The organism is Stratiformator vulcanicus (genome assembly GCF_007744515.1).
Taxonomy (GTDB): domain Bacteria; phylum Planctomycetota; class Planctomycetia; order Planctomycetales; family Planctomycetaceae; genus Stratiformator; species Stratiformator vulcanicus.
In genome coordinates this window covers 4,670,359-4,695,812 of the sequence record NZ_CP036268.1, presented here as the reverse complement: position 1 = coordinate 4,695,812, position 25,454 = coordinate 4,670,359, and the positions used below count along the sequence as shown (strand labels likewise).

Genomic DNA, 25,454 nt, shown 5'->3' with positions numbered 1-25,454 from the left:
TGGGAGCGAGAGAGCGAAAGCTGACGTTATGTTCGGCCGGATTATTCTTCCGGGAGAAAGTCTTTCGCTGCAACAGTGAGGCCGAGGTCCGGCAGCAAATCGAGTGAGATTGTGTCGTCCCTTTGGTAAACAGTACTCTTCGTATAGATGTTCTTTTCCGGCACCGGAGCAGACCACGCCTCAACGATCGATGCGGGGACGTTTACGATCCAATAATTCGGAATGCCGGCAGAGGCATAACGAGCAAATTTGGATGATCGATCACCCGGAAGCGAGCTGTGAGCTATTTCTGCGACAAGTAACATATCTGAAGCGGCAGGCAGCTTTTGGAAGTAGTCTCTGCGGGTACCGCGTGCCACGTAGACGTCCGGCTCGGGGACACTGAATGGTTTAAGCTCAAACGGGCTGTTTTGATCGACGAACGCGATGGAGCGGTCGAGTTGGTCCGCAATCAATTCGGCAAGGAGTCCCCGAATCGCTCTGTGAAATCTACCTTCTGTCATAATATCGCCTTCGCCGTCGCGGCGGTCTTTAATAACGAGCAGCCCATCAAGAAGCTCGACGGAGGCGTGCTCCGGGAGCATGCCGATCTCGACCATCTTCTGATACTGCTCGACTCGGAGCGGCATGACATTAGTCTCACCGACCAATAAATGTTGAGCTTCGGTCGGTGTCGCGGCTGCGCCAGTTGTCATATTGCTTCCTCCGTCAGAGCCGGGGCCGCGGTCGTGTCGCCGCCCATTAGTCCGTCGTCCTTAAACAGTTTGTATTCCACGCTGTCGACGAGCGCGATCCAACTAGCCTCGATGACGTTCTCGCTCACGCCCACCGTGGTCCACTCGTCGTTCTCGTCACTGCTTTCAATCACAACGCGCACCCGGGCTGCGGTGCCTTCGCTGCTGTTGATCACGCGGACTTTATAATCGATGAGTTGCATCGAGCTGAGGTTGGGATAATACGGTCTTAATGCCTTGCGCAGCGCGGAGTCGAGGGCGTTGACCGGGCCGTCCCCTTCACCCACCACGTGTTCGAGGTGCCCGTCGACTCTTAACTTCACAGTCGCCTCTGTAACAGGAACCGTGTCGCTCGCCGTTTCGACATTAACCCGATAGTGAATCCGCTCGAACTTCGGTTCATAGGTTCCGGCGAGCTTCTTAACCAACAGGTCGAACGAAGCCTCGGCTGCTTCAAATTGGTAACCTTCGTTTTCGAGGTCCTGCACCTTAAAGAGAATTGTTTTCATCAGCTCATCGTCCTGCTGCAATTGCAGGCGAGTCGTCGCGGCGACAATGTTTGAGCGGCCGGAAAGTTCGCTAACGAGGATGCGGCGGTGATTGCCGACGAGCGCCGGGTCGAGGTGCTCGTAGCTGTGGGCGATCCGGTTGACCGCGTGTACGTGCATGCCGCCCTTGTGGGCGAAAGCGCTGGAACCGACGAACGGCTGATTGGTGCGAAAGTTCATGTTCGCCAGTTCGTAGACGTAGCGGGAAAGCTCCGTCAGCCGGCCGACTCCGCCGTCGGCAAGGGCTTCATAATCTTGCTTAAGAACAAGATTCGAGACCGCGGCCACGAGATCGACGTTGCCGCAGCGTTCACCGATCCCGTTGATTGTGCCCTGGACCTGCTTTGCTCCGTGTTCGACGGCAGCCAAGGTGTTCGCCGTGGCGAGATCGGAGTCGTTGTGGCAGTGAATGCCGACGGGGCAGGAGATCGCGTCCCGCGCGGCGTCGACACAGTTCGCCACGTGTTCCGGCAGGCTGCCGCCGTTGGTGTCGCACAAGACCACGATTTCGGCTCCCGCATCGGCCGCGGCGGCAATCGTTTTTAGAGCGTAGTCAGGGTTCGCTTTGTAGCCGTCGAAGTAATGCTCGGCATCATAGATGACGCGACGGCCTTCGCTGAAGAGAAAGCCGACGGAGTCGCGGATCATCGCGAGGTTCTCTTCGAGATCGACCCGCAGTACTTCCGTCACGTGGAGGTCCCAAGTTTTGCCGACCACGGTGCAGACCGGGGCGAGTGAGTCGCGCAGCGCAACCATGCCGACATCTTCAGAAGCATCGATGCCCCGGCGTCGGGTCATGCCGAACGCGCAGACTTTGACATGCTTTAGATCGAGGTCGCGGACCCGCTGGAAGTACTCGGCGTCCTTGGGATTCGAGAGCGGGTAGCCTCCCTCGACGAAATCGAATCCCAGGTCGTCGAGCTTCTGCGTAATCAGCAGCTTGTCCTGCAGCGAGAAGTTCACCCCCTCACCCTGACTGCCGTCGCGAAGCGTCGTATCGTAGATTTCGATCCGGGGCATTCGAAGCTCTCAACTCTCAGCATTCAGCTACCAGCTCGGATTCAAGGAAGCCGACAGCCGATAGCTGATGGCTGTGAGCTTCCACGAAAAAACCCCCGGGCCGGGTGACCCGAGGGTTGTGATCGATCATGCGTCGGTCCGCAACCTCAGAGCCCCCCGGTCGTGCCGGGAATCATAATGCTGGCGATGCGGAAGGTGTTGACCATTTTCGTTCATCGATCGAAAGATCAAGTTCAGTCGGTGATTGTAAACGGCGGCAATGGGGCCGTCAAATCGCCGTTTCTTCCTGAGGACAATCTCGCTTGCCAGAACTCAGAAGTGCTGGTGTGATTGCGTTCAATCTGTGGTTGCCGAACGATTCGATTTGAAAGATTTGTCAACGATGAGTTGTGCCGAGTTCTTTTCTCGCTATTGCCCGCTCTTAGTGGCTCTCCTGTTCGCCATGCCCAATGGTGTTGCCGCCGAGGCAGAGGGAACCCGCCGCCTCGCGTTGTTTACGTCGGATGAAAAGGGAGGAACGTCGGATCGCTCCGCAGCGGTCGAGACCTTGCTTCAGGCCGATCTTTTGGAACTGTGGACTGGCGACGTGTTGGAGCGGGCTGCGATTTCCAAGATCGTGGCCGAACAGGAACTGAATCTCTCCCAAGAGCGGACCGATCTCAAGGTCGGCCAACTGCTCGGTTGCGATTATCTGGCAACCGTGCGGGTTCCGGATTCAGACGAAGAGGGGCTTCGCGCCATTGTGACGGCTTTCCCGCGAGGCACGGTTGTCACCGATTTTACGACCGAGTCGTCCGACGATCTCATCAGCGCTTCGCGTCAGATCGTGCTCAGGATGTCCCGCGAGGTGGACCTCGTCCGGCGCGACGACAGTTCGTTGGAACTGGCTCTGGGGTCCATCACATCGGAGCAGGGGGTCAAGTTCATGCCTGAACTGACCGACAACGTGCATCGCCACCTCAGACGTGGCCTGTTCAATGCGGATCGAATCGTGCTCCGCGAGCGGCTGTTCCCGACCAATATTCTTAAAGAATTTCAATTAGCGCGCGGCGGACTGACCAAACGTGTCAAACAGAGTATGACTTCGGCACCCTCTGACATCTTAATTCTGGGACGACTTTCCGCCCCCAGTGATGTTGAGGCGGACAACAAGAAAAGATGGCGGAAAGAGAAAGATTTTGTCGAGCCCGAATTGCTCACCATCTATTTTCTGTCGCCGACCGGACTATTCCCGGCGGAGAAAATGGAATTCCCTTACAACAATTCGAATCCCAAAGAGATTGCAGCGGCAGTCCGTACGCGACTCGACGACATTTCAGAGTACGTCCCGGAAGAAGTGAAACGCAAACTGGCCGCCGGCCGGAATTATGATGAATACACAGTCTTAAAGGATCAAGCATTTGCGCTGATGCCGCTCGCTTCCCGCGACGGGAAATTTTTTGATCGAGATGGCAACCCGCATTTTAAACGACATCATCGCACAGAATGGCCTGAACTTTCACGGGCGATGACCGCCGCCGAAAACGCTCTTTTGTTTCGGGCAGATGATCCCGACCTGTTGGCTCTCACCTCGCTATTGCTGCATGCTATGGCGAAAAAATCGGCGAACTACCATTCTGGTCGTTATTATAGCCCTAGTTTTAAAGTCGAAGCGGATGCGAAAGCATATTTGGTCTCGGCAATGGATTACGCCGTCACGGCCCTTCGGCTTCGTAGAGATCGAGAAACGTCACTAACCTACTTTACTGTCGCCGGAGCGGGTGTCGGATCGTTTTATGACGGCCTGTATATTCGTGCTTTCCCCGAGCAACGCGAGCCAATCGCACGTCAAATTATTCGAGGTCGAATGGGTAAGACGGGCTTCACCTTGGCGGCGAAACAGTGGGCCACCAGAATGTACCTTGATCATGATCTGGAACCTGCGGAACGGGCGGCCAATTATCGCGAAATTCTAGATCAGAATCTGGATGGGGATGATTCAAGCGTTGAACACAATCAAGCCTTCCTGTTGCCCGAAGCGACTCGTCTGTTCTTGTCGGCTGATCCCGCCACCCGTAACAAGAAGATTATGCCAACGGCCGATGAATGGAAGTTCGCTGACCGCCTCGTCGAATTACCTCATCCTATTAAAAAATGTTGCGGCCACATAATGCGTGCCGTACTGATGGCGAGGGCTCGCGGCAGCAAGGGCGGCGGCAAAGACATTGTTGACGAGTTGGTCGCTGCGGCTGAAGCTTCCGTCTCCTTTCGGGACGCCCATTTGAACTCACAGAACACGAGACTGATGCTGTTCAGTCATGGCTGCGTGGGAATTTCAGACGCGATTGGCGGGACGTCTCGACTTGCGATCGATCCTGATGATCTCATTCGTCTTTTAGATACGCTTGAAGAGACCGACCTCGAAGCGGTGTATTGGTATTCCACAATAATCGGAAAGGCACTGCCGGACGCCAAGTCAAATGAACAGAAACGAAAGATGCTGGCACGGCTTAGATCATTCGAGATGCCAGAAGTCGTGCGACGTACCCGTGGTCCTGATATCACTATTCGAGAGGGATACATCGCATCGTCGACCTCCGACTCTTTCGGGTACTTTCTTCGCTGGCGGAATAAATTTGCAAGGGAACTTGGTGAGATACAATATCTCGACGCGCATGACTTAATTAAAGTGGAAGTGCCGCACGAAAAGGTTTCGCCCGGCCGTGTGATGGCCACTCGTGAAGGGCAATTAAACATTGACAACGCCGAAGAGGTTCATGTCGGAGAGTTATCAAGTTGGAACGACACCGTTTTTGGTATTTCGCACGGGCCTTATTTCCTTGGGTCGATGCGAAGACCTTGGGCGTTCGGCTTTCGCGTTGACGCGAAAACGGACAGCGTCACGCAACTGCTGCCAGGGTCTCGATCGGTTAGAGATTTGTCAGTTGGGTATGGAAAAGGGTTTGCGGTTGGCGGCGAGGGAGCGATCTATGAAATTTCGGAGGAGGGAGTTGCCAATCAGATCTGGAAGGCAACCCCGGATGAGAAGAACGGGCGGGTAGATGCCGCGCTCAAAATCACGCACGGCCAAGCCATGCTCTACGCCGTGACCGAATACGCAAATGCCTTTTGTCTCGATCTGAGAACGAAGATTTCCGAAGAACTGAAGTTGGATTTACCGCCTCATCCCTCCGTGCGACTTGAGTGGGTCGATGTCGCTTATCTGCCGGACGAACAAAAGGTCATCAAATCCGAATTTAAAAATCGTGTGCGATTGCATGGGAATCAGATCCTGACCATGAAGCAGTCGGGGGGTACGCCGCTGCGCCCAGAAATCCGGGCATATCTCGACGACCCCACTTTTTTTCAATCAACGTCGTTCGAACTATCCGATACTTTTGACTTCATTTATTGGCAAGATCACTTCCTCTTCGCCACCGGGCACGGGCTGTTGGCTGGAGACCCGAAGGCGGGGAGACTTTATCAGATCGTGGGGGGAGTTGACTTGGAAGTATTCTCGCTCGCCGCCGCGAATAACAAATTATATCTGGGCACCAGCGAAGGGTTGCTCGTGCTCTCGGCTGCTCAGTTCGAAGAGTTCTTAGAAAACAAAGGCCGGTGAATTAAGGTTCGTTGCCACTCGGTCACTGAATCTCAAAATAATAGAGGGAGAGGCGCCCATCGACTTCGTCAACTAGTTTTCTCTCAAAGGGCGGCTCGTCAAGAGAGCTTAAGTCGAGCTGAGTTTCGCTGCCGTCTCGCAAAAGAAAGAACTGGCGCAGCGTGCTTAATTCCAAAACGCCGATTGGCCGGGGGGCCTCCATCGCGTCAGCGACGTTCTCGAGCATTCTCCATTGATGTCGGTCGAGAAGCTTGCCGTCACGGTCGATGTCGGGCATCAAAATTCGCAGGTGATCGGCGGGCAGCCCGCCGTAACGCCACGCCTGAATGCCGAGATAACGATAGGCGATAAGCGGTGTCTCGGCGGAGATCTGATCACGCGCAGGGTTAATCGCCGCGGCGACGGGCCGGTCGAGCCCGAACAGCGGCGGGCGAAATCGCGATTTCGCAGTGACGAGAGTTGTCACGCCGATCAGCACGCAGGTTGCGATCAGCGCGAGCTGAATCCTTCGATTAGTTCCGCGGAGGAGAAACGCGGCGACACCCATGACCCCGATTCCGGTATTAATCCCGTAGCGGGGGGCGTACGCCGGCTGAACCACATAAGTGAACCAAAGCATCACGAATGGGAGCACAAGAAACGAGAGCACCGTCGTGAGGGCTGCGGGTGAGTTAATTGAGTAATTACAGCTCGGGTTAAACGGAGGGCGAATCCACAACACGGATAAAGTGGCCGCGATTGCGGCCAGAAGAATAGCCGTCGCTGCGTAGCTGCTTATAAGAAACGCCGCTATATCTTGAAACAGCGGCGGTTCCAGCCACGTCGGGGCGTCACCCAACGCCGCTTTCTGAGCTTGCATCAGCGGGATGTAAAGCACCATCGTACCGACGCCCGCAGCCCCGGCGATTATTCGAGAAAGGGCTCGTTTTACGTTCGGCAGATTTCCCGCCGCATAGCCGGTGACCGCGAGGACCGCCGAGAACAGGCCGAAGTAATGAATCGAACAGAGTAGGGCGGCCGCGAGGAAGATCGAGAGCGGCGTCCACCAGCCGCGATCGCGCGAATTAAGTGCTAAGCAGAGCAGGCCGGCCGCTCCGAACAGCGGTGCGTAGAACCGCCCCTCGAACGCCTGCATCAAAAGTGACTGCTGCACAAGCAGCACAGTCGCCGTCGCGATGAATGCCGTCTGAACGTCGAATGTCTTCCGAAGCGTCAGCACCACCGCGGTCGCCCCGACCGCGACCGATGCGAGGCTGAAGACCCGCACCGAGATTTCCGACGGCCAAAACCAAATGAGGTGCCACAGGTCGAGTAGGAACAGATGCCCCGGCGGATTCAGGTCGGCCCCTTCGGCGAGCCGCTGCACCTGCGTAACGGGGTTCCGCAACTCCGCCAGCATGAACGTGATCGACTCGTCGATCCAGAACTGCCGCGTGAACAGGTAGAAGGGGGACTCCCCCGCCAGCAACGCTGCGAGGCAACCGGTCAGCGCGATCAGCCCGGCATACCCGGCGGCGAAAAATGCGGCAGCAAACGAGAAGAACTTGGCTGGGCGGGTCACTGCAAAATCACAAATTGACAGTCAGTCGAAAGACAAAACGGAGATTACCGGCATCGACGGCCAGGCTGCAACGATACGCAAGCTTGCAAGGCATTCACAATAATTTCACACTGTGCTTAATCGCATTTTACGAGGCGAACGAAGATCATGCCGAGTATTACTGTCAACGCGGCAGTCTGTCTCGCACCGCGTCGGCATCGACTGACGGCCTTTTATCTTCGAAGAAATGGCAACCTCAGCACCACTTTCGACATCGGGCAAACGCGTTCTTGGCGGGACGTGGCTTGCCGGACCGTTTTTCGACCTGACGCTCATTCTCGGCGTGGCGGCACTGGCCGTTACCAGTGGTTACATTGTCGTACTGAACCCCCACTTGTTCAGCCAAGTCCTTTTTCTGGACATATGGCTTCTCGGGTTTCATCACGTCATATCGACTTTTACGCGACTCGCCTTCGACGCCAAGAGCGCACGTGAAAACTGGTTTCTCGTGTTCGTGCTTCCGTGGGTAATCCTCGCCGGTTCCGGGGGTATGATCTACTTCTTCGGGCTCTGGTCAATCGCGAGCCTCTACTTCTACTGGCAGTGGTTTCATTATACACGACAGAGTTACGGGATTTTTCGCGCGTTCGAACGTAAGTCGGGTTCAATGGGATTGCTCGAATCCCGGGTGACCAGCGCCGCTCTTTATTTGGTTCCGCTCTTCGGAATCGCCTGGCGCTCCTATGAAAACCCCGGAAGATTTCTCGGGATGCAGCTCTTCTGCATTCCCATCACACTGCCTGTCCTCACTATTATCGGCTTGGCCGCCGTCACGTTTCTCGGATGGTGGGCAATCCTCGAAGCACGTGCTTGGCGACAAGGCAACCCTCGACCAATTCTTGTGATGTATCTGCTTTCGCATTTCGCCGTGTTTTACATCGGTTACTACGCGATCACGAGCATCGACACGGGCTGGCTGGTCTTGAACGTATGGCACAATGCGCAATACATCATGTTTGTGTGGTGGTTTAATCAAAATCGGTTCAAGAGCGGAATCGACCCACAACATCGATTCCTGTCATGGCTCAGTCAGCCGCGCTGGCTCAACATTGTGAGTTACTTCGCGGTGTGCCTCGCCATTTCGACCGCTTTCTATGCCGTCATCGGTGGCGTTTTAAGGGTCGATTTTTTTACCGCCATTCCGGTAGCGGCAGTCGTGATTTATCAATCGATCAACTTCCACCACTATGTGGTCGACGGCATCATTTGGAAGCGTCGTCGCTCGGCAAAAAAACCGAGCCTCCCCTTACCTGGCTCGTCAACGACTTTCGAAACTCATTGAGAAAGTCGTTCAACCTGCCGCCGCTGCAGCACCTCGTACAAGTCCCGCGCATTTGCTTCCAACCCTTCGGGCAACGATTCGTCGCACGGCTTGTTCCGACTGACAAAGCCCCCCACGTCGCTCCCTTCGACGACCGGAAGCTCAAGAATCTCCGTCAACTTCATCCACAGTTGATTATCCTCGCGACAGAGGTCTTCATAGCACACGAAAACCGCCGAAGGCGGGGCAGTGTCAAGCAGTCCGCGGTACACGTGGACCCATTGCCGCATCCAATATCCTAATGACAGACGATCTCCGCCGACCATCACCGTCGCGGGATCGAATTCGAACGGACGGTGATCGGCACCGAACTCGTGATGCACCAACCAGCGCATGTATTGTCTTGAAAAGCGCGACTCGGCGTGAATCCTCAAGAAACGCCTATGCTGTCTCAGCAATGACGCGGCATGAGAACGGGGCTCGCGAAATGGGACAATTTGCACCGCGTTCGGAAATGCCGCCGCGATCACTCGGAGTCGCAAGATGTTGTTGTTGTTCTTGGACAAGTACCTTCCGCTATCGGTTCCCGTCAGCAAAATCGCCAGGTACTCCCGAAACTGTGAAACAGCCTCGGCCGACAACTCGCAACTTTTGAGTCGGTCGGGGCGGATATACTTTGAACCGAAGTGAACCCGCCAAAACACTTCCTCCAACGCTTCGGGCGATTCATTATTCACCATGATACCGTCGCCGTGGGCGCGTTCGACGGATGCGGAAGCGGGCGCGCGGCCTCTAATTCTACCCCACAGGTCCGGCATTAAGACGAACGGCATATCTCGATAGGTCAACGAGCGAAACCTTCCGGTCTCATACAAACGCCGCATCAAGATCGTCGTTCCGGCTCTGGCCAGCCCTGCGACGAACAGATGTTTTGCACGAGCGACTTTCGGAGTGTCGGTGTTCGCCACCAGCCGCTGGACTTCGAAAGATGCGGCCGACACTGTCGCGGACCCGAGAGCGATTCTGTGCAATAGTCGCTCGAAAAAATTGTAGTCTTCAGCGAACAACAAATCGTCTCGCGATCAACCAGAGCGTCGATGACCCGGTCGCCAACATGAGCCCTCCGAATGTCAGTGCATAATCGAAAAGGGAGAACCTCAACCCGAACGCGCAAAGCCGGTCGAAACCGATGACCGCCCCCGCCACCATGACAAACCAAAGTGCGATGACCGTTGTGTCGACAGATAACTGAGCCGAGTAACGTAAGATCGCCCGTTCCTTCCAGTGATCGGACACCCGACTCGAGACGATTACGCGGGAAGAACGTCGTGCCACCGAACCAATACGCGCGACCCGACGCCCCATCGGGATCCGGCATAATAATTCCGCGATCAACACTGAGACGAAAAACAGACACAACTCTTGCATCGCAGGTTTCACAGCTTCACTACGTATCGGGGTCAATAGGCTGTGCCGCGCCGGCATCGTTCTCAATCGCCCGATCCCCGACGCTGCGTCTCATCGCTTTGAACAGCCGCTTCAGCGGAAACCAGACCAGGGCGAAGACCGCAAGAAAAATCGAGCCGATGAACCCACAAACGATCGCGACGGCACCGGCCCCGAGGCCGGGTCCAATGTATGCGAACAATAAACCCACTAAATCAAATTGAATCATCATGAGAAACTCGCTCGAGCCATGACAGATCGATCTCTGATGCAAGATAATACCGGCACCAGTTGACCCACCCCGCGTATCCGTCACGCGTCTTATTGACGAACTCCCAACGGACTTCACGGCGAGAAACGCGAAAGACTCGCCCTTCGTTTTGTTGCTCGAACACGACGTCGCCTCCGGGAAGCACGCGGCAACAACCTTGTGACATCGTAAAGGAGCCTACCTCGCGCAAGATCTCGTCGTAAGGTGCATCGAATTCGTCACTCTTGACATTAAACCGAATGACATTACTAATCTCCCGATACTTCTCTTTTTCCTTGCGATAACTGTTATTGCTGAAAACCGTAAAGTCGCCGTCAGGCAGCATATCCACATCATGTTGCGAAACCCATGGTCCGGTTCTGAGCCATAGAACTTTTCGAGTAGAGGGACGGTAAACGAAAACAGTCGAAATGTCCCGGAGACTAAACGCCAGATCTCCGTATCGGTACTCGCCAACTTCGTATCGAAGCGGTTGCACATCATTCAGATGGAGAGAGTCTTGAGTATCGCCCCTTTGTGAGATTCCGAATAACAATCCATGAAAATTATTGTGAACCAAAATGTCGGCGACCGATTCACTGCGCAATACTTCACCATGTTCGGGCGAGACGACAAAGTAGCCGTCACGAGGAAAGGTTCTATTGCTGGACACGTCGAGTCCTTCCGGCCAAGTTCGTTCGCCCGGAAAAGCAATGTTTCCAGCGGCAATAACATTTCCGACTGCATCAATATCGATCGAATGATGGCATGCATATTTGCTACCAAGCCTCCAAACAACACGGCTCTGCCTATCGAGGCAAAATAGGGCTCCTAAACCAGGATGAACTACGATTCTGCCATCAGGCAACAGTAACGGATGACGGGCGGCAAACCCGTCTCGTGAACGATTGTAAGAGATCATGGGTTCCTGCTCCGGGAACATGGTCTCTAGAAGTTCGTCAACAGGGGGAATCCACGAATGTAATATTCTGAAGTCTCTCAAGCGGACAAGCTCTACAATCGTCTGGCTGTGAGCACTGCTGTAGCGAGACATTAGTAAATAGCCTGGATCGACGAACTCGTCATCTCGCATGACGAATCCGTCCGCCGCAAACAATGAAGGTGTCTCCATTCGGTGCTTCGTGAGCTTCTGGACTAGAGTCGGCTTCTCTTCCACTTCCGGAACAAACAGAACAAACTTTTCGATGGGACTAAGATATGCCCATGGGAAGGCCTCATATCGACCGACTGAAAATCCCCAGATGGCGGCTGCTGCGAATAGTAAATAGGCGGCTGCAATCAGCCGAATCCGTTTTCTGCGCATGATTTTTTGATAGCTGAGGAATGCTGGAATTACTACGAGGAGACGATCGGAGGATCGAATCGCCTCAGTCTGGTTGAAGCTATCGGTGACCGTTGAAGTCTGCGCGAGAACCGGGCCAAACGCAATCGCGGCCGTGTCGATTGGGAAATGGTGTGCCCTCGCGCTACAGCCTACACCTCAACCAACTCCCCGCCGCTTTTTACGGCCTCCCATTGCTCCGCGGTGTAAAGTACTTCGCGGGCTTGGGAGCCGTTGTATTCGCCGACGATGCCGTCTTCGGCCATGTAGTCGATTAATCGCGCCGCTCGGCCGTAGCCGATGCCGAGGGCCCGTTGCAATAAGCTGGTGCTGCCGCGGCCTTCGCTGACGACCACGTCGATCGCCTGCTCGTACATGTCATCCTTCTTGCGGATTTCGTCCGCGTCGGCCGTCTTGCCACTGCCGCCAGAGGCGGTGACGTTCTTTAATTCATCGCTATATTGCGGTTCGACGTCGCCGAAGAAGTCGATCACGTTATCGACTTCCTGACCACTGATATAAGTGCCCTGCGAGCGGATCAGGTTACTGGTGCCCGGTTCGAGGTAGAGCATGTCACCGGCGCCGAGGAGCCGCTCGGCTCCCATTTCATCGAGGACGACCCGGCTGTCGGTTCGGCTGGCCACCTGGAACGAGATGCGTGCCGGCAGGTTCGATTTAATAAGACCGGTAATTACGTCGACGGTCGGCTTCTGCGTGGCGAGGACCAGGTGGATGCCGACGGCCCGTGACTTTTGGGCGAGGCGAATAATGTGTCCTTCCACGTCCTTACCGCTGGTCATCATCATGTCGGCCATTTCGTCGGCAATGATCACGATGTAAGGCATCTTCTCCGGCAGCGAACCGGGTTCGATCTCCAGTTCCGACAGCCCCATGCGGTCGAGGCGTTGTTCGCGCGAAAGCTTATTGTAATCGTCCAAATGGCGGACGCCGCATCGGGCGAGAATGTCGTAGCGTTCTTCCATCTTGTCGACGGCCCAAGCGAGCATCGCCTCGGCTTTTTTCATATCGGTGATGACCGGGTGCATCAGGTGGGGCAGCCGTTTGTAAGGGCTGAGCTCGACCATTTTTGGGTCGACCATCAACAGCTTCACTTCATCGGGGCGACGCGTGTAAAGAATGGACAGAATTAAGGTGTTAATACAGACCGATTTACCGGTACCAGTTCGGCCCGCGATTAAGAGATGCGGCATCTTTGTCATATCGACCACGAGCGGGTGGCCGCTTACGTCTTTGCCTAAGAACAGCGGGACGCTGAACTTTTGAGACTTTTCAGGGGCCGTCTCGATCAGTTCCCGCATCCGTACCATGACGCGGGTTTCATTCGGAACCTCAACGCCGACGGTATTCTTGCCGGGGATCGGCGAGACGATCCGCACCGCGGGGACGCGGAGTGCGATCGCGAGGTCATCGGCTAACGCCGTGACCTTATTAACGCGAAGGCCCTTTTCAAGTTTCAATTCGTACTGCGTGACGACCGGGCCCGTATCGATTTCCGAAACGGTGACGTTGAGGCCGAACTCTTGGAAGGTCTGCTCCAACGTCTCCGCGGCGATGCGGGCATTCGCCGCGAGTTCCTCGTAAGGAAACTCTTCGGCGTCTTCGAGCAGGTCAAGATCGGGCAGATCAATTTCAACGATCTCTTGCGGGCTGTCGACCACCGGCGGTCGTGGGGCTGCGAGACTGCGGGTCAGCGTTGCGGGGGGATTAATCCGAATCTCACGGTCGGCAGCGGCATCTGCTTCGGGTGCGTCTTCCGTCTCGTCTTCGAGCTCAATTTCTTCTTCAGTGGAGATCGATTCCTGGGATCGTTTCCGCCACATTGACGGCACAAAGCGAGAGAAGTTAAGCCTCGGCAATCTTATATTTCCGAAGAAATGACCGATGAACGCGAAAGGTTTCAGGAGGAGGCCAACAAACCGAGCGGCAAGCAGGGCGTCTTCGGTGATGATCAGACCGGCGGTCAGAATGGCCATCAGCAGCACGGTCGCGCCGAGGCCAGAGAAAAGCGATTCGAGCGTGGCCGCGGTGACGGCTCCGAGAAGCCCGCCGCTACCGACGAGAGTCGTTGTGCCGACTGCCGGGGCGGTGATATCAAAGGCCGTGCAGATGGCGACGAGCATCAATGTGCTGCCGGCGAGCCGCATCCAGCGGTCCTTCACGTTTCCCCGCGAAAACAGTTGCAGGTCAATCACGATCAGGTTGATCAGGATCAGATAGGTCCCGAATCCGAACGCGGAAAGCATGTAATGGGCGACGCGAGCACCAACCGGTCCGCAGGCGTTGACGACCGACTCGGGGGCGGGGAAGACGGCGGTCGAAGGGGGGTCGGCAGGATCGAAGGTCAATAGGCTCAGCGCGACAAACGCCGAGGCTGCGAGCAGCCCCAGCGCGACCAGATCAAGCATCATCCTCCTGAAATCGATCATAGACTCCGACGCAATCCAAAATTCGTCGTTGCGCAATCCGTCCCGTGAAGATTAGCACCGGGGCAGTGACGTGTCGCCTTTTCGCAACACCGGGTGTTGACTTCGGTCAACAAAGTGCTCGGGTCTTGCGAATTTTTCGGGCGCCGAGCGAACGGTCGTGACGGTTGCTCGGATGCGGTTAGTCGTAGCGACTGTGCAGCCAGTCTATTAAGGACGCCGCGATCGCAGACTTCGGACCGGTCCACTCAGCCGCAATTGCGCCGGCGGGGTCCATCAGCTCGACGGAATTCGAATCGGACCCGATCGCCGTTGGGTCGTTCACCACGATCCAATCGCAATTCTTGGCGCGGAGCTTTTGTAACGCTCGTTCGCGGGCGTTTTCGGCTTCGAGGGCAAAGCCGACGACCCAGCGAGCTTCTTTGCAGCGACCGATCTCAGCGAGGACATCGTCGGTCTCGATCATCTCGACGGTCATCGGTCCGCCCGTCTTGGCGAGCTTGCCGATGATGCGAGTAGCGGGACGATAGTCGCAAACCGCCGCCGCGGCGATGACACCTTCACACGACGTGAGAGCCCCCATGCAGGCTTTGCGCATCTCGGCGGTCGTTTCGACGTCAACGCGATCGACTCCCGTTGGGCAGGTCAGGTCGACCGGCCCGCTGACGAGCGTGACCGCATAGCCGGCCTTTGCAGCGGCTTCGGCAATGGCGTAACCCATCTTGCCGCTACTGGCATTCGAGAGATAGCGGACGTCATCGAGGTACTCGCGCGTCGGCCCCGCGGTGATGAGCAGTCGCGGGAGGTCAGGCATCGCCGGGCTTTTTTGCAGCGGCAAGCTGCTCTTTAAAGGTCGCGTACTCGGTGGTCTTCAAACCCGCCTCCAACGTCGCCTTGGCCTTGCCGAGTGATTTCGTCGCGACGGCCTCCACGTCGATCCATAAGCCGGGGAAGGCGATCGAACGGGCAATGTTATCTTTGGGGAGAGTGAGCTGCTTATCGGCTGAAAGGTCGAACCAGTGGAAAACATTCCGTGTTGGCTCGTAGACGACATACTCGCGCACTCCGTTCTCGCGGTACTTCGCTTTCTTATTATTGAGGTCGATCGACCGGGTCGTATTTGCGACTTCGATCACAAACTCAGGACCGCCGTCGATGTAATCATCCTCCGTCAGTCTGGACTGACCGCCAAATCCCTCGCAGATTCGAAGTAGGATATCAGGTTGGACTTCGGTTCCGTCGTCCAGCAGGACCGTCACGTTCTCGTTGACCTCACAGCCCGGCGTTGTTGCCTCGTATTCAAGCAGCAACGCACTCAGGAACGTAATGGGTCTCCCATGATTGTATTTCGCAGGTGAGGCCACGTAGACGACTCCGTCAATAAGTTCCGCCCGGAAGTTCTCCGGCATCCGCGAGTAGATGTAGTGAAACTCTTCGCGGTTCATCCGGTCGCCGCTGTGCAATTCCAGCGGCAGCGACTCGACGGGGTCGTGGGCGGGGGGATTGAAGTTGTGAGCGGCGGTGTCAGTTGCCATGGCAACCCCATTCTAAGCCAACGCCTCAGCAATCCGCGAGCGGATTTCTTCCGGCTCCGCCATGCGACCGGCGCCGACTTCGCGGCAGCTGAGCCAGCCACTGCCCGGTTCGGCGAAGTGGAAGCCGTCGTCTCGGAGTTGCTCCACGTTGCGCTGCACCGCGGCTTTCGACCACATTTCGACGTTCATCGCCGGGGCGAGCAGCATCGGGCAGGTCGCGCTGAGCGTGAGCGTCGAGAGCAAGTCATCCGCAGCGCCATGGGCGAGTTTCGACAGCACATCGGCGGAGCAGGGGGCGATTACGAAAATGTCGGCGCGGCGGGCGAGGCCGATGTGCTCTCCCCGCGGGTGCTCCTTCCAGTCGAATAGCGAGGTGTAGACCGGTCGGTCGGTCAGCGCTTCAAAGGTCGTCTTGCCGATGAAGGCGTGCGCCGCCTTGGTCATCACGACGGTGACGCCGTGGCCGTCCTGAACCAGCTTGCTTGCCAGGTCGGCCGACTTGTACGCCGCGATCCCGCCGGTGACGCCGAGGAGGATTTCTCGCGATTCAGACATGGTCGGATTCGATCGAAAAACAAGCCCGCCGCGCGAGCAAGAGATTTGCTCACGCGGCGTCCTTTGAGGGATCGCAGGTCCATACAGAGAGCAGCGATCGGCGACACCCGGTGACGAATTGGAGGTCTTCCCTTATATCCCTCGCTTGCGCTGTGGGCTTGTATTGAGCCCGACTTAGAGTTCATCCAACGATGGACCGCCGTCGGCTTCGTCCGGACCGCCGTCGCCACCCAAGGCGTCGAGTGGGCTGACCGGTTTTACTTCGCCGGAGGCGTCGAGGAAGATCTTATTCTGGATGATCTCCTGCACGACGATTTCCATCTGGTTTTTCGTCTGCATTTCGACGAGCGGCCGGGCGCCGCGGTTCAGCGCAACGAGCCGCTTCTGGATGAGCGACGAGAGCTTAAATCGCCCGCCGACCTTGTTGACGATTTCTTCTTCTTTAAACGCTTCCAGCATCGATTTGGGCCTCACGCTCTTCAACGATACCGACGATTTCACCGACCGCCCGGTCGAGATCGTCGTTATTTACCTGAAAATCATAGTCGGCGGCCCGCGTTAGTTCCGCTGCGGCGGTTTGCATTCGTCGGGCGATGACTTCTGCCGATTCTGTTCCGCGACCACGAAGTCGCGATTCGTATTCCTCTAGCGATTTCGTCTTCAAAAAAATGAGCAGGCTGCCGGGGAATGCTCTTCGAACTTCGGCCGCTCCATCGACGTCAATTTCAAGAAGCGACCAGCGTCGTTGCCCAATGGCCCGCTCGACTTCGGATCGCAGTGTGCCGTACCAGTGTCCGGTGCGGTGTACTTCAGCCGTCTCCAGGAATTCGCCTGCTGCCTGCTTCGTCTCGAATTCCTCAGGTGACAAAAAATGGTAGTCGACGCCGTTTTGTTCGTGCGGACGCGGCGGGCGCGTCGTCGCAGAAACCGCTTTTTCAATCGGCAATGTGGTCGTCTGAATCAATCGATTCACAACGGTTGATTTGCCCGAGCCACTGGGGCCGGACAGCACGAGAATTCGGATCGCTCTCTCCGGAGCGGGAACTGAATTTTCCACCCGGAGCCTGCCCCGCCGAATCGCAACTCCCAGACCGTCATTCGACATTCTGCAAAATCTCACGCAGTTTTTCCACCGCCCCCTTCAATTCCACCACGAGATGGGCGATCGACGCGTCATTCGCCTTCGAGCCGATCGTGTTGATCTCCCGATTCATCTCCTGAATCAGGAAGTCGAGTTTGCGTCCCTGAGACTCGGAGTCGTCGAGAAATTGCTCGAATTGGGTCAGATGCGATCGCATTCTGGCGATCTCTTCGGTGACGTCGCAGCGGTCCGCGTGGATCGCCGTTTCGCGGATGAGATTCTCTTCGGTCACCGTCGCGTCGGACTCACTCAAGGCCGTGCGAATCCGATCGAGCATCTTTTCGCGGTAGGTGCTGATTACCGCCGGGGCTTGCTTCTCGACGGCGTCGACCTGCTCGGCGATCACCTTGGCGTACTTTCGCAGCTCTGCATCCATCGCGGCTCCCTCGTAGTGACGGAACTCCAGCAGCTTTTCGCCCGCCGATCGCAACGCTCGCTCGACGAGCGGCCAGACCTCTTCGATTGAGGCGGTCGCTTTCGACACATCGACAAGTGTTCCAGGCAACTGAAACAGGCTCGAAATCGGGATCGGCGCCGACTTTCCAAGGTCGAGCCGGATCGCTTCGGCCTGCGTCCAATAGTCTTTGACGAGGTCCGCATTCACGCGGTAGGGGGTCTTGCAGTCTGTCGGCTCCAACCGAATCTGCAATTGCACCGAGCCGCGAGCGACGAACTCTTTGATGATCCGCTCAACATCCCCTTCCTTGGGGTTGAGCACTTCCGGCAGGCGCGTCGAAACTTTCAAATAGCGGTTGTTGACCGATTTGAGTTCAACGGTGGCGGCCCAGGCTTCTGTCTCGGCCCGCGCGGTGCCGAAGCCGGTCATGCTCAGTAGCACAGTGACACCTTGGCGGGAAAGAACCGGGATTAATCGACCAGTCGGCCGAGCCGAATAAGAAGCGACCGTAATTGAGCTAAATACCGACGCTTCAATTCGTAGCCGAACCCGACTCGAGCTCTTCGAACGGATTCGGCTCGCCAGTTCCGGACGATTCGACGGCCGAGCCTGACTCGGCGGGGCCGAAGATGTCCTCACCGTCCTCCGTTGATTCGATCGCCGGACCGCTCGGTTTAAATTTGTCGGCGTTCACGACCGCATCGGCTCGCAATTGAAATCCGTTCGCCGCGGCCAAGGCAACCCAGACAACCGTTACCACGATCGTAATGCGAGTGAACACGTCGCCTGCTTTCGTACCGAAGGCGCTTTGACCGCCGGCACCGCCGAATGCACCGGCGAGGCCACCGCCTCGTCCCCGCTGCAACAGAATGATGAACATCAGCAACAGGCCGACAATCATCAGGAGGGTCATTGTGATGTAGGACCACACGCTTGCAAAAACCAAGAGCATCAGATGGACCTTAGAAATTCCGTGAATGATCGATAATTAAGATGGCTGATTCAGCGGCTTGTTCGATGGTACGTCGAATCACGCACCCTCGGCGACACTAATCGCGGCTTCAATGATGGCCGTGAAGGAGTCTGCTTTCAAACTGGCTCCGCCGACCAACGCTCCGTCAACGTCGGACTGCCCCAGCAATTCGGCCGCATTGTTTGGTTTAACGCTTCCGCCATATTGGATGCGGATCGCGTCTGCGGGGGCGTCACCGTATTTCCGGCGAATCCAGTCTCTCGTGTAGGCGTGGGCCGCTTGGGCCTGCTCGGGCGTGGCGGTTTCGCCGGTCCCGATCGCCCAAACCGGTTCGTAAGCCAGCACGATCTCGCTTAACTGCTCGGCCGAGACGTCGTTCAGGCCGCCGGTCAGTTGCTCATCGAGAATCGCTTCAGTTCGGTCGGCCTTGCGGTCTTCGAGCAATTCGCCGATGCACAGGATGACCGGCAGTCCGCCCTCAAGCGACGCCAGCACTTTGCGGTTGATCGTCTCGTCGGTCTCACCAAGCACGTGACGACGTTCGCTGTGGCCGAGGATCACGGCATCGCAGCCGACGTCCCTGAGCATGTCGACGGCGACTTCGCCGGTGAACGCTCCCGACGCTTCGAAGTACGCGTTCTGCGCTCCGAGTTTGACGCCGCTGCCCGAGATCGCGTCGCTGACCGCGGTGAGATAGGGGAACGGCGGCGCCACCAGGACGTCGACCGGACATCCCTCCGCGGGAACCTTTGCGGCGATCGCGGTCGCGAGGTCGACCCCCGACGTTCGCGTCGTGTTCATCTTCCAGTTGCCGGCCACGTATAACCGCCGCATAAACTCGACCTTCGATTCGAAGCTGAACGGCGTCGCTTTCGCCGATCGTAGATAAAGGTAGGGGCCATCCTGTCGACGAAAGGCGCCCGGGCGCCGTTCCGCGATGTCCCGGTCAATTCTAACCGATCGTCAAACTGCGAGGATACGATCCCAGCAGTTCCATCCGGACGGCTTTTTTCTCCAAATCGCTCAATACTCGACTGATGGCAGCATCATCGGCGTGTCCCTCGAAGTCGAGGAAAAACTGGTAGCCGTTTTCGGCACCGAACAGCGGGAACGATTCGATCCAAGTCAGATTAATCTTGTTCTTCTTAAAAGCCATCAGTGCATCGTGCAAGGCGCCCGGTTGGTGGGCGACCTGCAGCAGAACAGCCGTGCGGTCTTTACCGCTGCGCTTGCAGATGTCCTCGCCGATCACGGCGAAGCGCGTGATGTTGTGCGGGTTGTCTTCAATGTTTTCGGCTTGGATCGTCAGGCCATTGTCGACGGCAGCCTGCTGGCTTGCGACGGCCGCAGCCCCCGGTTTCGTGCGGGCCAGTTGTGCGGCAGTCGATGTGCTGGTGACCTCGATCAGCCGCGCCTGCGGCATGTTGCGGGCCAGCCAGTTGCGACACTGCGACAGCGCCTGCGGCTTGCTGTAAACCTCGGTGATTTGCCCACGCGGACCGTTCGCTAACAGGTGCAGGTGGATCTGAAGCTGAACCTCGCCGCAAATTCGAACCGGCAATTTGCCGAACATCGAAAGCGTGTCGACCACGCGTCCGTCGGTGCTGTTTTCGATCGGAACGATCCCGAACATCGCGTGCCCGCGATTGACCTCTTCGAAGACCGCGCCGATTGTGTTGACCGGCACCAGGTCAGCCGATTGCCCGAATCGTTCGATTGCCGCCAGATGGGAGAAGCTGAATTCCGGACCGAGATAGACGACCCGCTGCACGCGAATGCGTCGCTTGGCCGCGCTGATGACCTCCTGAAAAACGCGACGAAGCGTTTGCTCTGGCAGGTCCCCTTTGTTGAGGCCCACGGCGGTCTTCAGCAATTGCTCATCGTGAGTGGGATCGTACAGCGCGGCGGCCGGATCCTCCTCGCCTCGCAGCAGTTCGGCGATCTGGTCGGCCCGCTCGTTCAGGAGTTTCACGATCTGTTGATCGAGCTGCTTCACCGCGGTCGCGGTTGGCTTCTTGCGTTTGACCGACTTCTTTGCCCCGGTCTTCGACCCCGTTTTCTTTGCTGCGTTCGAACTCGCGGTCGCTTTCTTGGCCATGGCGATGGGGCGGTTCGTTGGTGGGTGAATCAGGGCGGGCTGAAATCAATGCGGCGGTCTGGATACCGCCATCGAAATCGACGCTCGCCGTTCTGTAATCGCCGGGAGCACGTAACCTCCGATGAGATCGGGGGTTGTACCGGTGCCCATTCAGGGTGTCAAGGAAGCGGGTCGATGTCGGCTACGTGTCCTGTAAACCGGTCTGTGCAGCGGCAACGACAACCGCGGACTGCCAAAATGGCCTGTCGTTTTGGCCGCGCGTGACTCTCGGGTGTTGCCACTTTGGCGGGTGAAGTGCGTGCGATCGTTACCGTGAAGAGAGGAACGGGCCTGTCTTGAGTCGTAAGTGTAATGAAAATATTAGTTTACGATTTATAGCGGCTTCTGGCGTTCCCGGCATGTCGGTTGCTTTGCTTATTGGCGGCTGAAAGTGCGTCCCACTCGCCGGTAACATGGTGGAGTGACTCTCGCGGTGAGCAGGATTGGTCCTGCTCGGTGACGAGAGCGACCCGATTCGGCATTCAGCCCGTCACAACTCTCAACCACCTCGACAATCACAGCGGGCACGGCTCTTCGGCCCCCGCATCAACGAATTTCATTGGAGATTGAAGCATGGCCTCATCAGGCGAAAAGATTATCGGAATTGACCTCGGAACGACCAACTCGGTCGTTGCCGTGCTCGAAGGGGGCGAGGCGAAAGTCATCGCGAACCAAGAGGGCAATCGCATTACCCCCAGTGTCGTGGCCTTCACCGACAAAGGCGACGTCCACGTCGGCGAGCCTGCCAAGCGGCAGGCCGTGACGAACCCCAAGAACACCGTCTATTCGATCAAGCGGTTCATGGGCCGTCGGCACAACGAAGTTCAGTCGGAAGAGAAAATGGTCCCCTATCCCGTCATTGGCGGGGGTGAGGACTACGTGAAGGTCGAAGTCGGCGGTAAGCAAATGACGCCGTCCGAGGTTTCCGCTCTCGTGCTGCGCAAGCTCAAGGAAGCGGCCGAAAGCTATCTCGGCCACAAGGTCAACAAAGCGGTCATCACCGTCCCGGCGTACTTCAACGATGCCCAGCGCCAAGCGACCAAAGACGCCGGTCAGATCGCCGGGCTCGAAGTCGGGCGGATCATCAACGAGCCGACCGCCGCCGCGCTCGCGTACGGGCTTGAAAAGAAAAAGGACGAGAAGATCGTGGTGTTCGACCTCGGGGGCGGCACCTTCGACGTTTCGATCCTCGAAGTCGGCGACGAACTTGTCGAAGTGCTCAGCACCAGTGGTGACGGGCACCTCGGCGGGGACGACTTTGACGAAGTTCTCATCGACCACATTGCCGATCAGTTCAAGTCGGAGCAGGGCATCGACCTGCGAAGCGACGCGATGGCCTTGCAGCGGCTGCGGGAAGCGGCTGAGAAAGCCAAGAAGGAACTCTCCTCGGCTCAATCGACCGACATCAATCTGCCGTTCATCACCGCGGATGCCTCCGGCGCGAAGCACCTGCAAATGCAGGTCTCGCGCAGCGAGTTCGAAAAATTGATCGACCCGCTTCTGAGCCGGCTCCGCGGTCCGGTCGAAAGCTGTCTGAAAGATGCCGGGCTGAGCAAGGGCGAAATCGACGAGGTTGTTCTCGTCGGTGGTTCGACCCGCGTCCCCGCTGTGCAGGCACTCGTCAAGGAGATGTTCGGCAAGGAGCCGCACAAAGGCGTCAACCCGGACGAGGTCGTTGCCGTCGGCGCCGCGATTCAAGGCGGCATTATCGCCGGTGACGTCAAAGACGTCGTGCTGCTCGATGTGACGCCGCTGTCGCTCGGTATCGAAACCGAAGGCGGCATCATGACGGTCCTCGTCGAACGAAACACGACGGTTCCCGTCACGAAGACCGAGACGTTCTCAACGGCAGCCGACAATCAGCCGGCGGTGACAGTCCGCGTTTTCCAAGGCGAACGCAAGATGGCCGCCGACAACCGGCTGTTGGGCGAGTTCAATCTCGACGGCATTCCGTCGGCGCCGCGTGGCGTGCCGCAGATCGAAGTCGGCTTCGACATCGATGTGAACGGTATCTTGAACGTCTCCGCCAAGGACAAGGCGAGTGGCAAAGAGCAGACCGTTAAGATCGAGCAGTCGAGCGGCCTGAGCGAAGACGAAATCGCCGGGATGCGCAAGGACGCCGAAGCGCACGCGGCCGAGGACGAGAAGAAGCGAAAGTTGGCCGAAGCGAAAAACTCCGGCAGCACGCTCGTCTATCAGACCGAGAAGTTGATCAAGGAGAACGAAGAGAAGCTGGACGATTCCGCCAAGTCGTCGCTGCAATCGTCGATCGATAAGGTCAATGAGGCAGTGGGCGGTGAAGACGCCGACTTGATTACGAGTGCGGTCAACGATCTGCAACAGGCGGTGCAGGCATTCTCGGCGCAGCTCTATGCCGGTGCCGAAGAGCAGGCTGGCGAAGCCGGAGCTGCTCCCGGTAGACAGGAACCAGACGGCGGATCAACGGAGTCGGATGACGACGTGATCGATGCCGAATTCGAGACCAAGAGCTGATCGCTCGACGTCTCAATAGATGAAGCCCGCCGGATCGCTGATCCGGCGGGCTTTCTTATTTGTTCAAAAAATTTACAAGCCCGAAGCGCAAGCGAGGGACGTGATCAATTGTCCCTCGCTTGCGCTTCGGGCTTGTTTGCGCTTTAGAATTGCGTCTCGCGCTCTACTCTTCTTTGGCTTCGGCTTGGAACTCGACGAAGGGGCTGATTCGGCGGGCTTTGGCGAAAATTTCGTCGCGCTCGGCGTCGGTTTGTGCTTCGGCGTACTTCTTTCGCAGCTTCGCCAACTTCGCCCGGCGGGTTCGGCGGCGTGCGATTTCTCGGCTGCGTTCAACACGTGGCATGATCAAACTCGTCCGTCAGTAATTTATCGAAGTGAAGATACAGGGCTCATCGACTCGGTCGGAGTCGCGAAGTTTCGAGTCGGGCAAGATACGCCGATTGCTGTCATCTTGCAATCGAATCGCATCGGACAAGACCGGTGCGATCCCGGGTTTCGGCTTGACGTTCCTCAACGGTTCCTGCTATCGCTCCCGGCCCTCTCTTCATTTCTGACATTTCGTCTTCGACTCTCCCAACGTGATCATTCCCGTGAGATTACTCATCGCGGCTCTGGCGTTCTGCGCTGCCGCCCCGGCCATAGCTCAGGTCGAGGCCGATCGCGGACTCGACGCCGCCGAAGAAGCTCGGTCAGGCCGCCGCTTCAAATCGGCTGATACCAACATTTTCGCGATCCCACAAAATCGCTTTGCCGAGGTACCGCAGCGGCGCGATCTGCTCAATCCGGCAACCGCTTCCGAGAATGACTACCGGTTCGTCGAAGCTCCTGCGTCGACACGGATCGAGTCTCTCGACGAACTCGTTGAAGACGTCTTTGGCTATGCCGGTGGCGAGGTTCCGTTCGGGACCGCAAGCGACATCGCTCGCGCCGAACCGATCGTTCGGGCACAGGGACCGCCCGCCGCACTCGGTGATGCCGTCACAACGACGTTCGGCGGCGTCCCCGTCGGCCTCAAGAAAATGCGGGCGACTTACACCCTCGTCGGTACTGCCGACAGTGGATTTGGACTCAATGAGTTCGACCTATCGGCCACGTCGTTCAGCCCGGTGCTGCCCGGTTTTTCCATCACCCCAGGTTTCGGCGGCACTTTCGCGGACGAGTCGGCATCGTTCGCGGCCGACGTTCCCGATCAGCTCTACAACTTGCAACTGACGTTCTCCTATCGCGGTCAAATCAATATTCAATACGGCTACGAAGTCGCGGTGACGCCGAGTTTCTTCACCGACTTCAACAACACGACCTCGGACGCATTTCGCCTGCCGGCCCGAGCTCTGTTGTTCATCGCAATGTCGCGGCAGCTTCAATTTGCAGTCGGCGTGGTGTACCTCGATCGCGATGACATTCTGGCTGTACCCGCCTTGGGTATGATCTATGCCCCGAATCCTGACCTGCGGTACGAGCTTGTCTTCCCTCGACCAAAGGTGACAAAAAAGATCGGCAGCGGGCCGAACAGCGAAATCTGGGGCTACATCGGCGGGGAGTTCGGGGGCGGAAGCTGGGCCGTAGAGCGAGCCAGTGGCCTCAACGACGAAATAACGATCCGCGACTTCCGACTGATTGTCGGTGCCGAGCAGAAGTACGACTCCGGGTTGGCTGTGCTTGTCGAGACGGGCTACGTCTTCGGGCGTGACGTCGAATTCGAGTCAGGCATCGGCGACTTCTCGCCCGACAGTTCCTTCCTCTTCCGCGTCGGCCTGCGTCGCTGATCGATCCGGTCGCCGATAGCCCGACGCGCCAGCGAGGCCGTGAAGTCTGACGTTTGGCACCGGACGTGCGTTTGGTCAATGCGACAGTTATCAGCTCTCTCTTCGTCGCGATCCTTTCGACGTGTCGCGGGGCTTTGAACGGCCTCGCTCGCGCGTCGGGCTGCCTTGCGAGCCGATCGATTCGGTCGCCGATAGCCCGACGCGCCAGCGA

The 25,454-nt window shown here is 57.3% G+C and carries 22 protein-coding genes; 4 read left to right on the top strand and 18 right to left on the bottom strand.

Translation table 11 applies throughout. The features are described from left to right. Window positions 1-41: 41 nt before the first annotated feature. The 3 genes from Pan189_RS18745 to Pan189_RS18735 form a co-directional block, all read right to left on the bottom strand. Entirely contained in the window at window positions 42-695 is a 654-nt protein-coding gene (locus tag Pan189_RS18745; RefSeq protein ID WP_145365610.1) for a Uma2 family endonuclease, read from the bottom strand. Continuing rightward, complete coding sequence (cimA, locus tag Pan189_RS18740) at window positions 692-2,302, bottom strand: citramalate synthase (protein WP_145365609.1); 1,611 nt, start codon at window positions 2,300-2,302, stop codon at window positions 692-694. Before cimA ends, Pan189_RS18745 begins: the two co-directional genes overlap by 4 nt. Before the next feature lie 421 nt (window positions 2,303-2,723). Beyond that, window positions 2,724-2,975 (bottom strand): hypothetical protein, encoded by a 252-nt coding sequence (locus Pan189_RS18735; protein ID WP_145365608.1) that lies wholly within the window; start codon window positions 2,973-2,975, stop codon window positions 2,724-2,726. 663 nt (window positions 2,976-3,638) lie between these two features. On the opposite strand from Pan189_RS18735, the gene Pan189_RS18730 reads away from it, so the two are divergent. Beyond that, window positions 3,639-5,903 carry a hypothetical protein gene (locus Pan189_RS18730; RefSeq protein ID WP_145365607.1) on the top strand — a complete coding sequence of 755 codons (2,265 nt, stop codon included), beginning with the start codon at window positions 3,639-3,641 and terminating at the stop codon, window positions 5,901-5,903. A 22-nt stretch (window positions 5,904-5,925) separates the two neighbouring features. Here the strand turns inward: Pan189_RS18730 and Pan189_RS18725 are convergent, their stop codons facing one another. Further along, complete coding sequence (locus Pan189_RS18725; RefSeq protein WP_145365606.1) at window positions 5,926-7,464, bottom strand: hypothetical protein; 1,539 nt, start codon at window positions 7,462-7,464, stop codon at window positions 5,926-5,928. Window positions 7,465-7,786: 322 nt separating this feature from the next. Here Pan189_RS18725 and Pan189_RS18720 point away from each other — a divergent pair, with 322 nt between their 5' ends. Then, window positions 7,787-8,785 carry a hypothetical protein gene (locus tag Pan189_RS18720; RefSeq protein ID WP_145365605.1) on the top strand — a complete coding sequence of 333 codons (999 nt, stop codon included), beginning with the start codon at window positions 7,787-7,789 and terminating at the stop codon, window positions 8,783-8,785. On the opposite strand, the gene Pan189_RS18715 is transcribed toward Pan189_RS18720, so the two are convergent. The 13 genes from Pan189_RS18715 to pheA all read right to left on the bottom strand — a co-directional run bounded on the left by Pan189_RS18715 (window position 8,779) and on the right by pheA (window position 20,945). Continuing rightward, the gene (locus Pan189_RS18715; RefSeq protein WP_145365604.1) at window positions 8,779-9,765 is read right to left on the bottom strand and encodes a sulfotransferase; all 987 of its coding nucleotides are present in this window, start codon (window positions 9,763-9,765) and stop codon (window positions 8,779-8,781) included. The genes Pan189_RS18720 and Pan189_RS18715 overlap by 7 nt on opposite strands. A gap of 446 nt (window positions 9,766-10,211) precedes the next feature. Beyond that, window positions 10,212-10,442, bottom strand: a complete 231-nt coding sequence (locus Pan189_RS18710) for a hypothetical protein (RefSeq protein WP_145365603.1) — start codon at window positions 10,440-10,442, stop codon at window positions 10,212-10,214. Further along, a complete protein-coding gene (locus Pan189_RS18705; RefSeq protein ID WP_145365602.1) occupies window positions 10,426-11,784 on the bottom strand; it encodes an arylsulfotransferase family protein in 1,359 nt (452 codons plus the stop codon). Before Pan189_RS18705 ends, Pan189_RS18710 begins: the two co-directional genes overlap by 17 nt. 170 nt (window positions 11,785-11,954) lie before the next feature. Next, window positions 11,955-14,231 (bottom strand): DNA translocase FtsK, encoded by a 2,277-nt coding sequence (locus Pan189_RS18700; RefSeq protein WP_310820781.1) that lies wholly within the window; start codon window positions 14,229-14,231, stop codon window positions 11,955-11,957. A gap of 196 nt (window positions 14,232-14,427) precedes the next feature. Further along, window positions 14,428-15,060 carry a phosphopantothenoylcysteine decarboxylase domain-containing protein gene (locus Pan189_RS18695; protein ID WP_145365600.1) on the bottom strand — a complete coding sequence of 211 codons (633 nt, stop codon included), beginning with the start codon at window positions 15,058-15,060 and terminating at the stop codon, window positions 14,428-14,430. Further along, the gene (locus Pan189_RS18690) at window positions 15,053-15,781 is read right to left on the bottom strand and encodes a Uma2 family endonuclease (RefSeq protein ID WP_145365599.1); all 729 of its coding nucleotides are present in this window, start codon (window positions 15,779-15,781) and stop codon (window positions 15,053-15,055) included. The genes Pan189_RS18695 and Pan189_RS18690 overlap by 8 nt, the downstream gene beginning before the upstream one ends. 12 nt (window positions 15,782-15,793) lie before the next feature. After that, window positions 15,794-16,336, bottom strand: coding sequence for a flavoprotein (locus tag Pan189_RS18685; protein WP_145365598.1), 543 nt, complete (start codon window positions 16,334-16,336; stop codon window positions 15,794-15,796). A 174-nt stretch (window positions 16,337-16,510) separates the two neighbouring features. Next, window positions 16,511-16,795, bottom strand: coding sequence for a DNA-directed RNA polymerase subunit omega (locus Pan189_RS18680; RefSeq protein ID WP_145365597.1), 285 nt, complete (start codon window positions 16,793-16,795; stop codon window positions 16,511-16,513). Continuing rightward, window positions 16,779-17,393 (bottom strand): guanylate kinase, encoded by a 615-nt coding sequence (gene gmk / locus Pan189_RS18675; protein WP_310820778.1) that lies wholly within the window; start codon window positions 17,391-17,393, stop codon window positions 16,779-16,781. Before gmk ends, Pan189_RS18680 begins: the two co-directional genes overlap by 17 nt. A gap of 37 nt (window positions 17,394-17,430) precedes the next feature. Beyond that, on the bottom strand, window positions 17,431-18,315 hold the full coding sequence (locus Pan189_RS18670; RefSeq protein ID WP_310820777.1) for a YicC/YloC family endoribonuclease: 885 nt from the start codon (window positions 18,313-18,315) through the stop codon (window positions 17,431-17,433). Window positions 18,316-18,406: 91 nt separating this feature from the next. Beyond that, window positions 18,407-18,826, bottom strand: coding sequence for a preprotein translocase subunit SecG (secG, locus tag Pan189_RS18665; protein WP_145365594.1), 420 nt, complete (start codon window positions 18,824-18,826; stop codon window positions 18,407-18,409). Between the two features lie 78 nt (window positions 18,827-18,904). Continuing rightward, entirely contained in the window at window positions 18,905-19,681 is a 777-nt protein-coding gene (tpiA, locus tag Pan189_RS18660; protein ID WP_145365593.1) for a triose-phosphate isomerase, read from the bottom strand. 118 nt (window positions 19,682-19,799) lie between these two features. Further along, a complete protein-coding gene (gene pheA, locus Pan189_RS18655) occupies window positions 19,800-20,945 on the bottom strand; it encodes a prephenate dehydratase (RefSeq protein ID WP_145365592.1) in 1,146 nt (381 codons plus the stop codon). Window positions 20,946-21,557: 612 nt separating this feature from the next. Between pheA and dnaK the strand changes: the two genes are divergently transcribed. Continuing rightward, window positions 21,558-23,477: a molecular chaperone DnaK gene (dnaK, locus tag Pan189_RS18650; RefSeq protein WP_145365591.1), complete on the top strand. Its 1,920-nt coding sequence runs from the start codon at window positions 21,558-21,560 to the stop codon at window positions 23,475-23,477. Window positions 23,478-23,640: 163 nt separating this feature from the next. Here the strand turns inward: dnaK and Pan189_RS18645 are convergent, their stop codons facing one another. Continuing rightward, window positions 23,641-23,820 (bottom strand): DUF6800 family protein, encoded by a 180-nt coding sequence (locus Pan189_RS18645; protein WP_145365590.1) that lies wholly within the window; start codon window positions 23,818-23,820, stop codon window positions 23,641-23,643. A gap of 247 nt (window positions 23,821-24,067) precedes the next feature. Here Pan189_RS18645 and Pan189_RS18640 point away from each other — a divergent pair, with 247 nt between their 5' ends. Further along, on the top strand, window positions 24,068-25,243 hold the full coding sequence (locus Pan189_RS18640; RefSeq protein ID WP_145365589.1) for a hypothetical protein: 1,176 nt from the start codon (window positions 24,068-24,070) through the stop codon (window positions 25,241-25,243). Window positions 25,244-25,454: the final 211 nt, after the last annotated feature.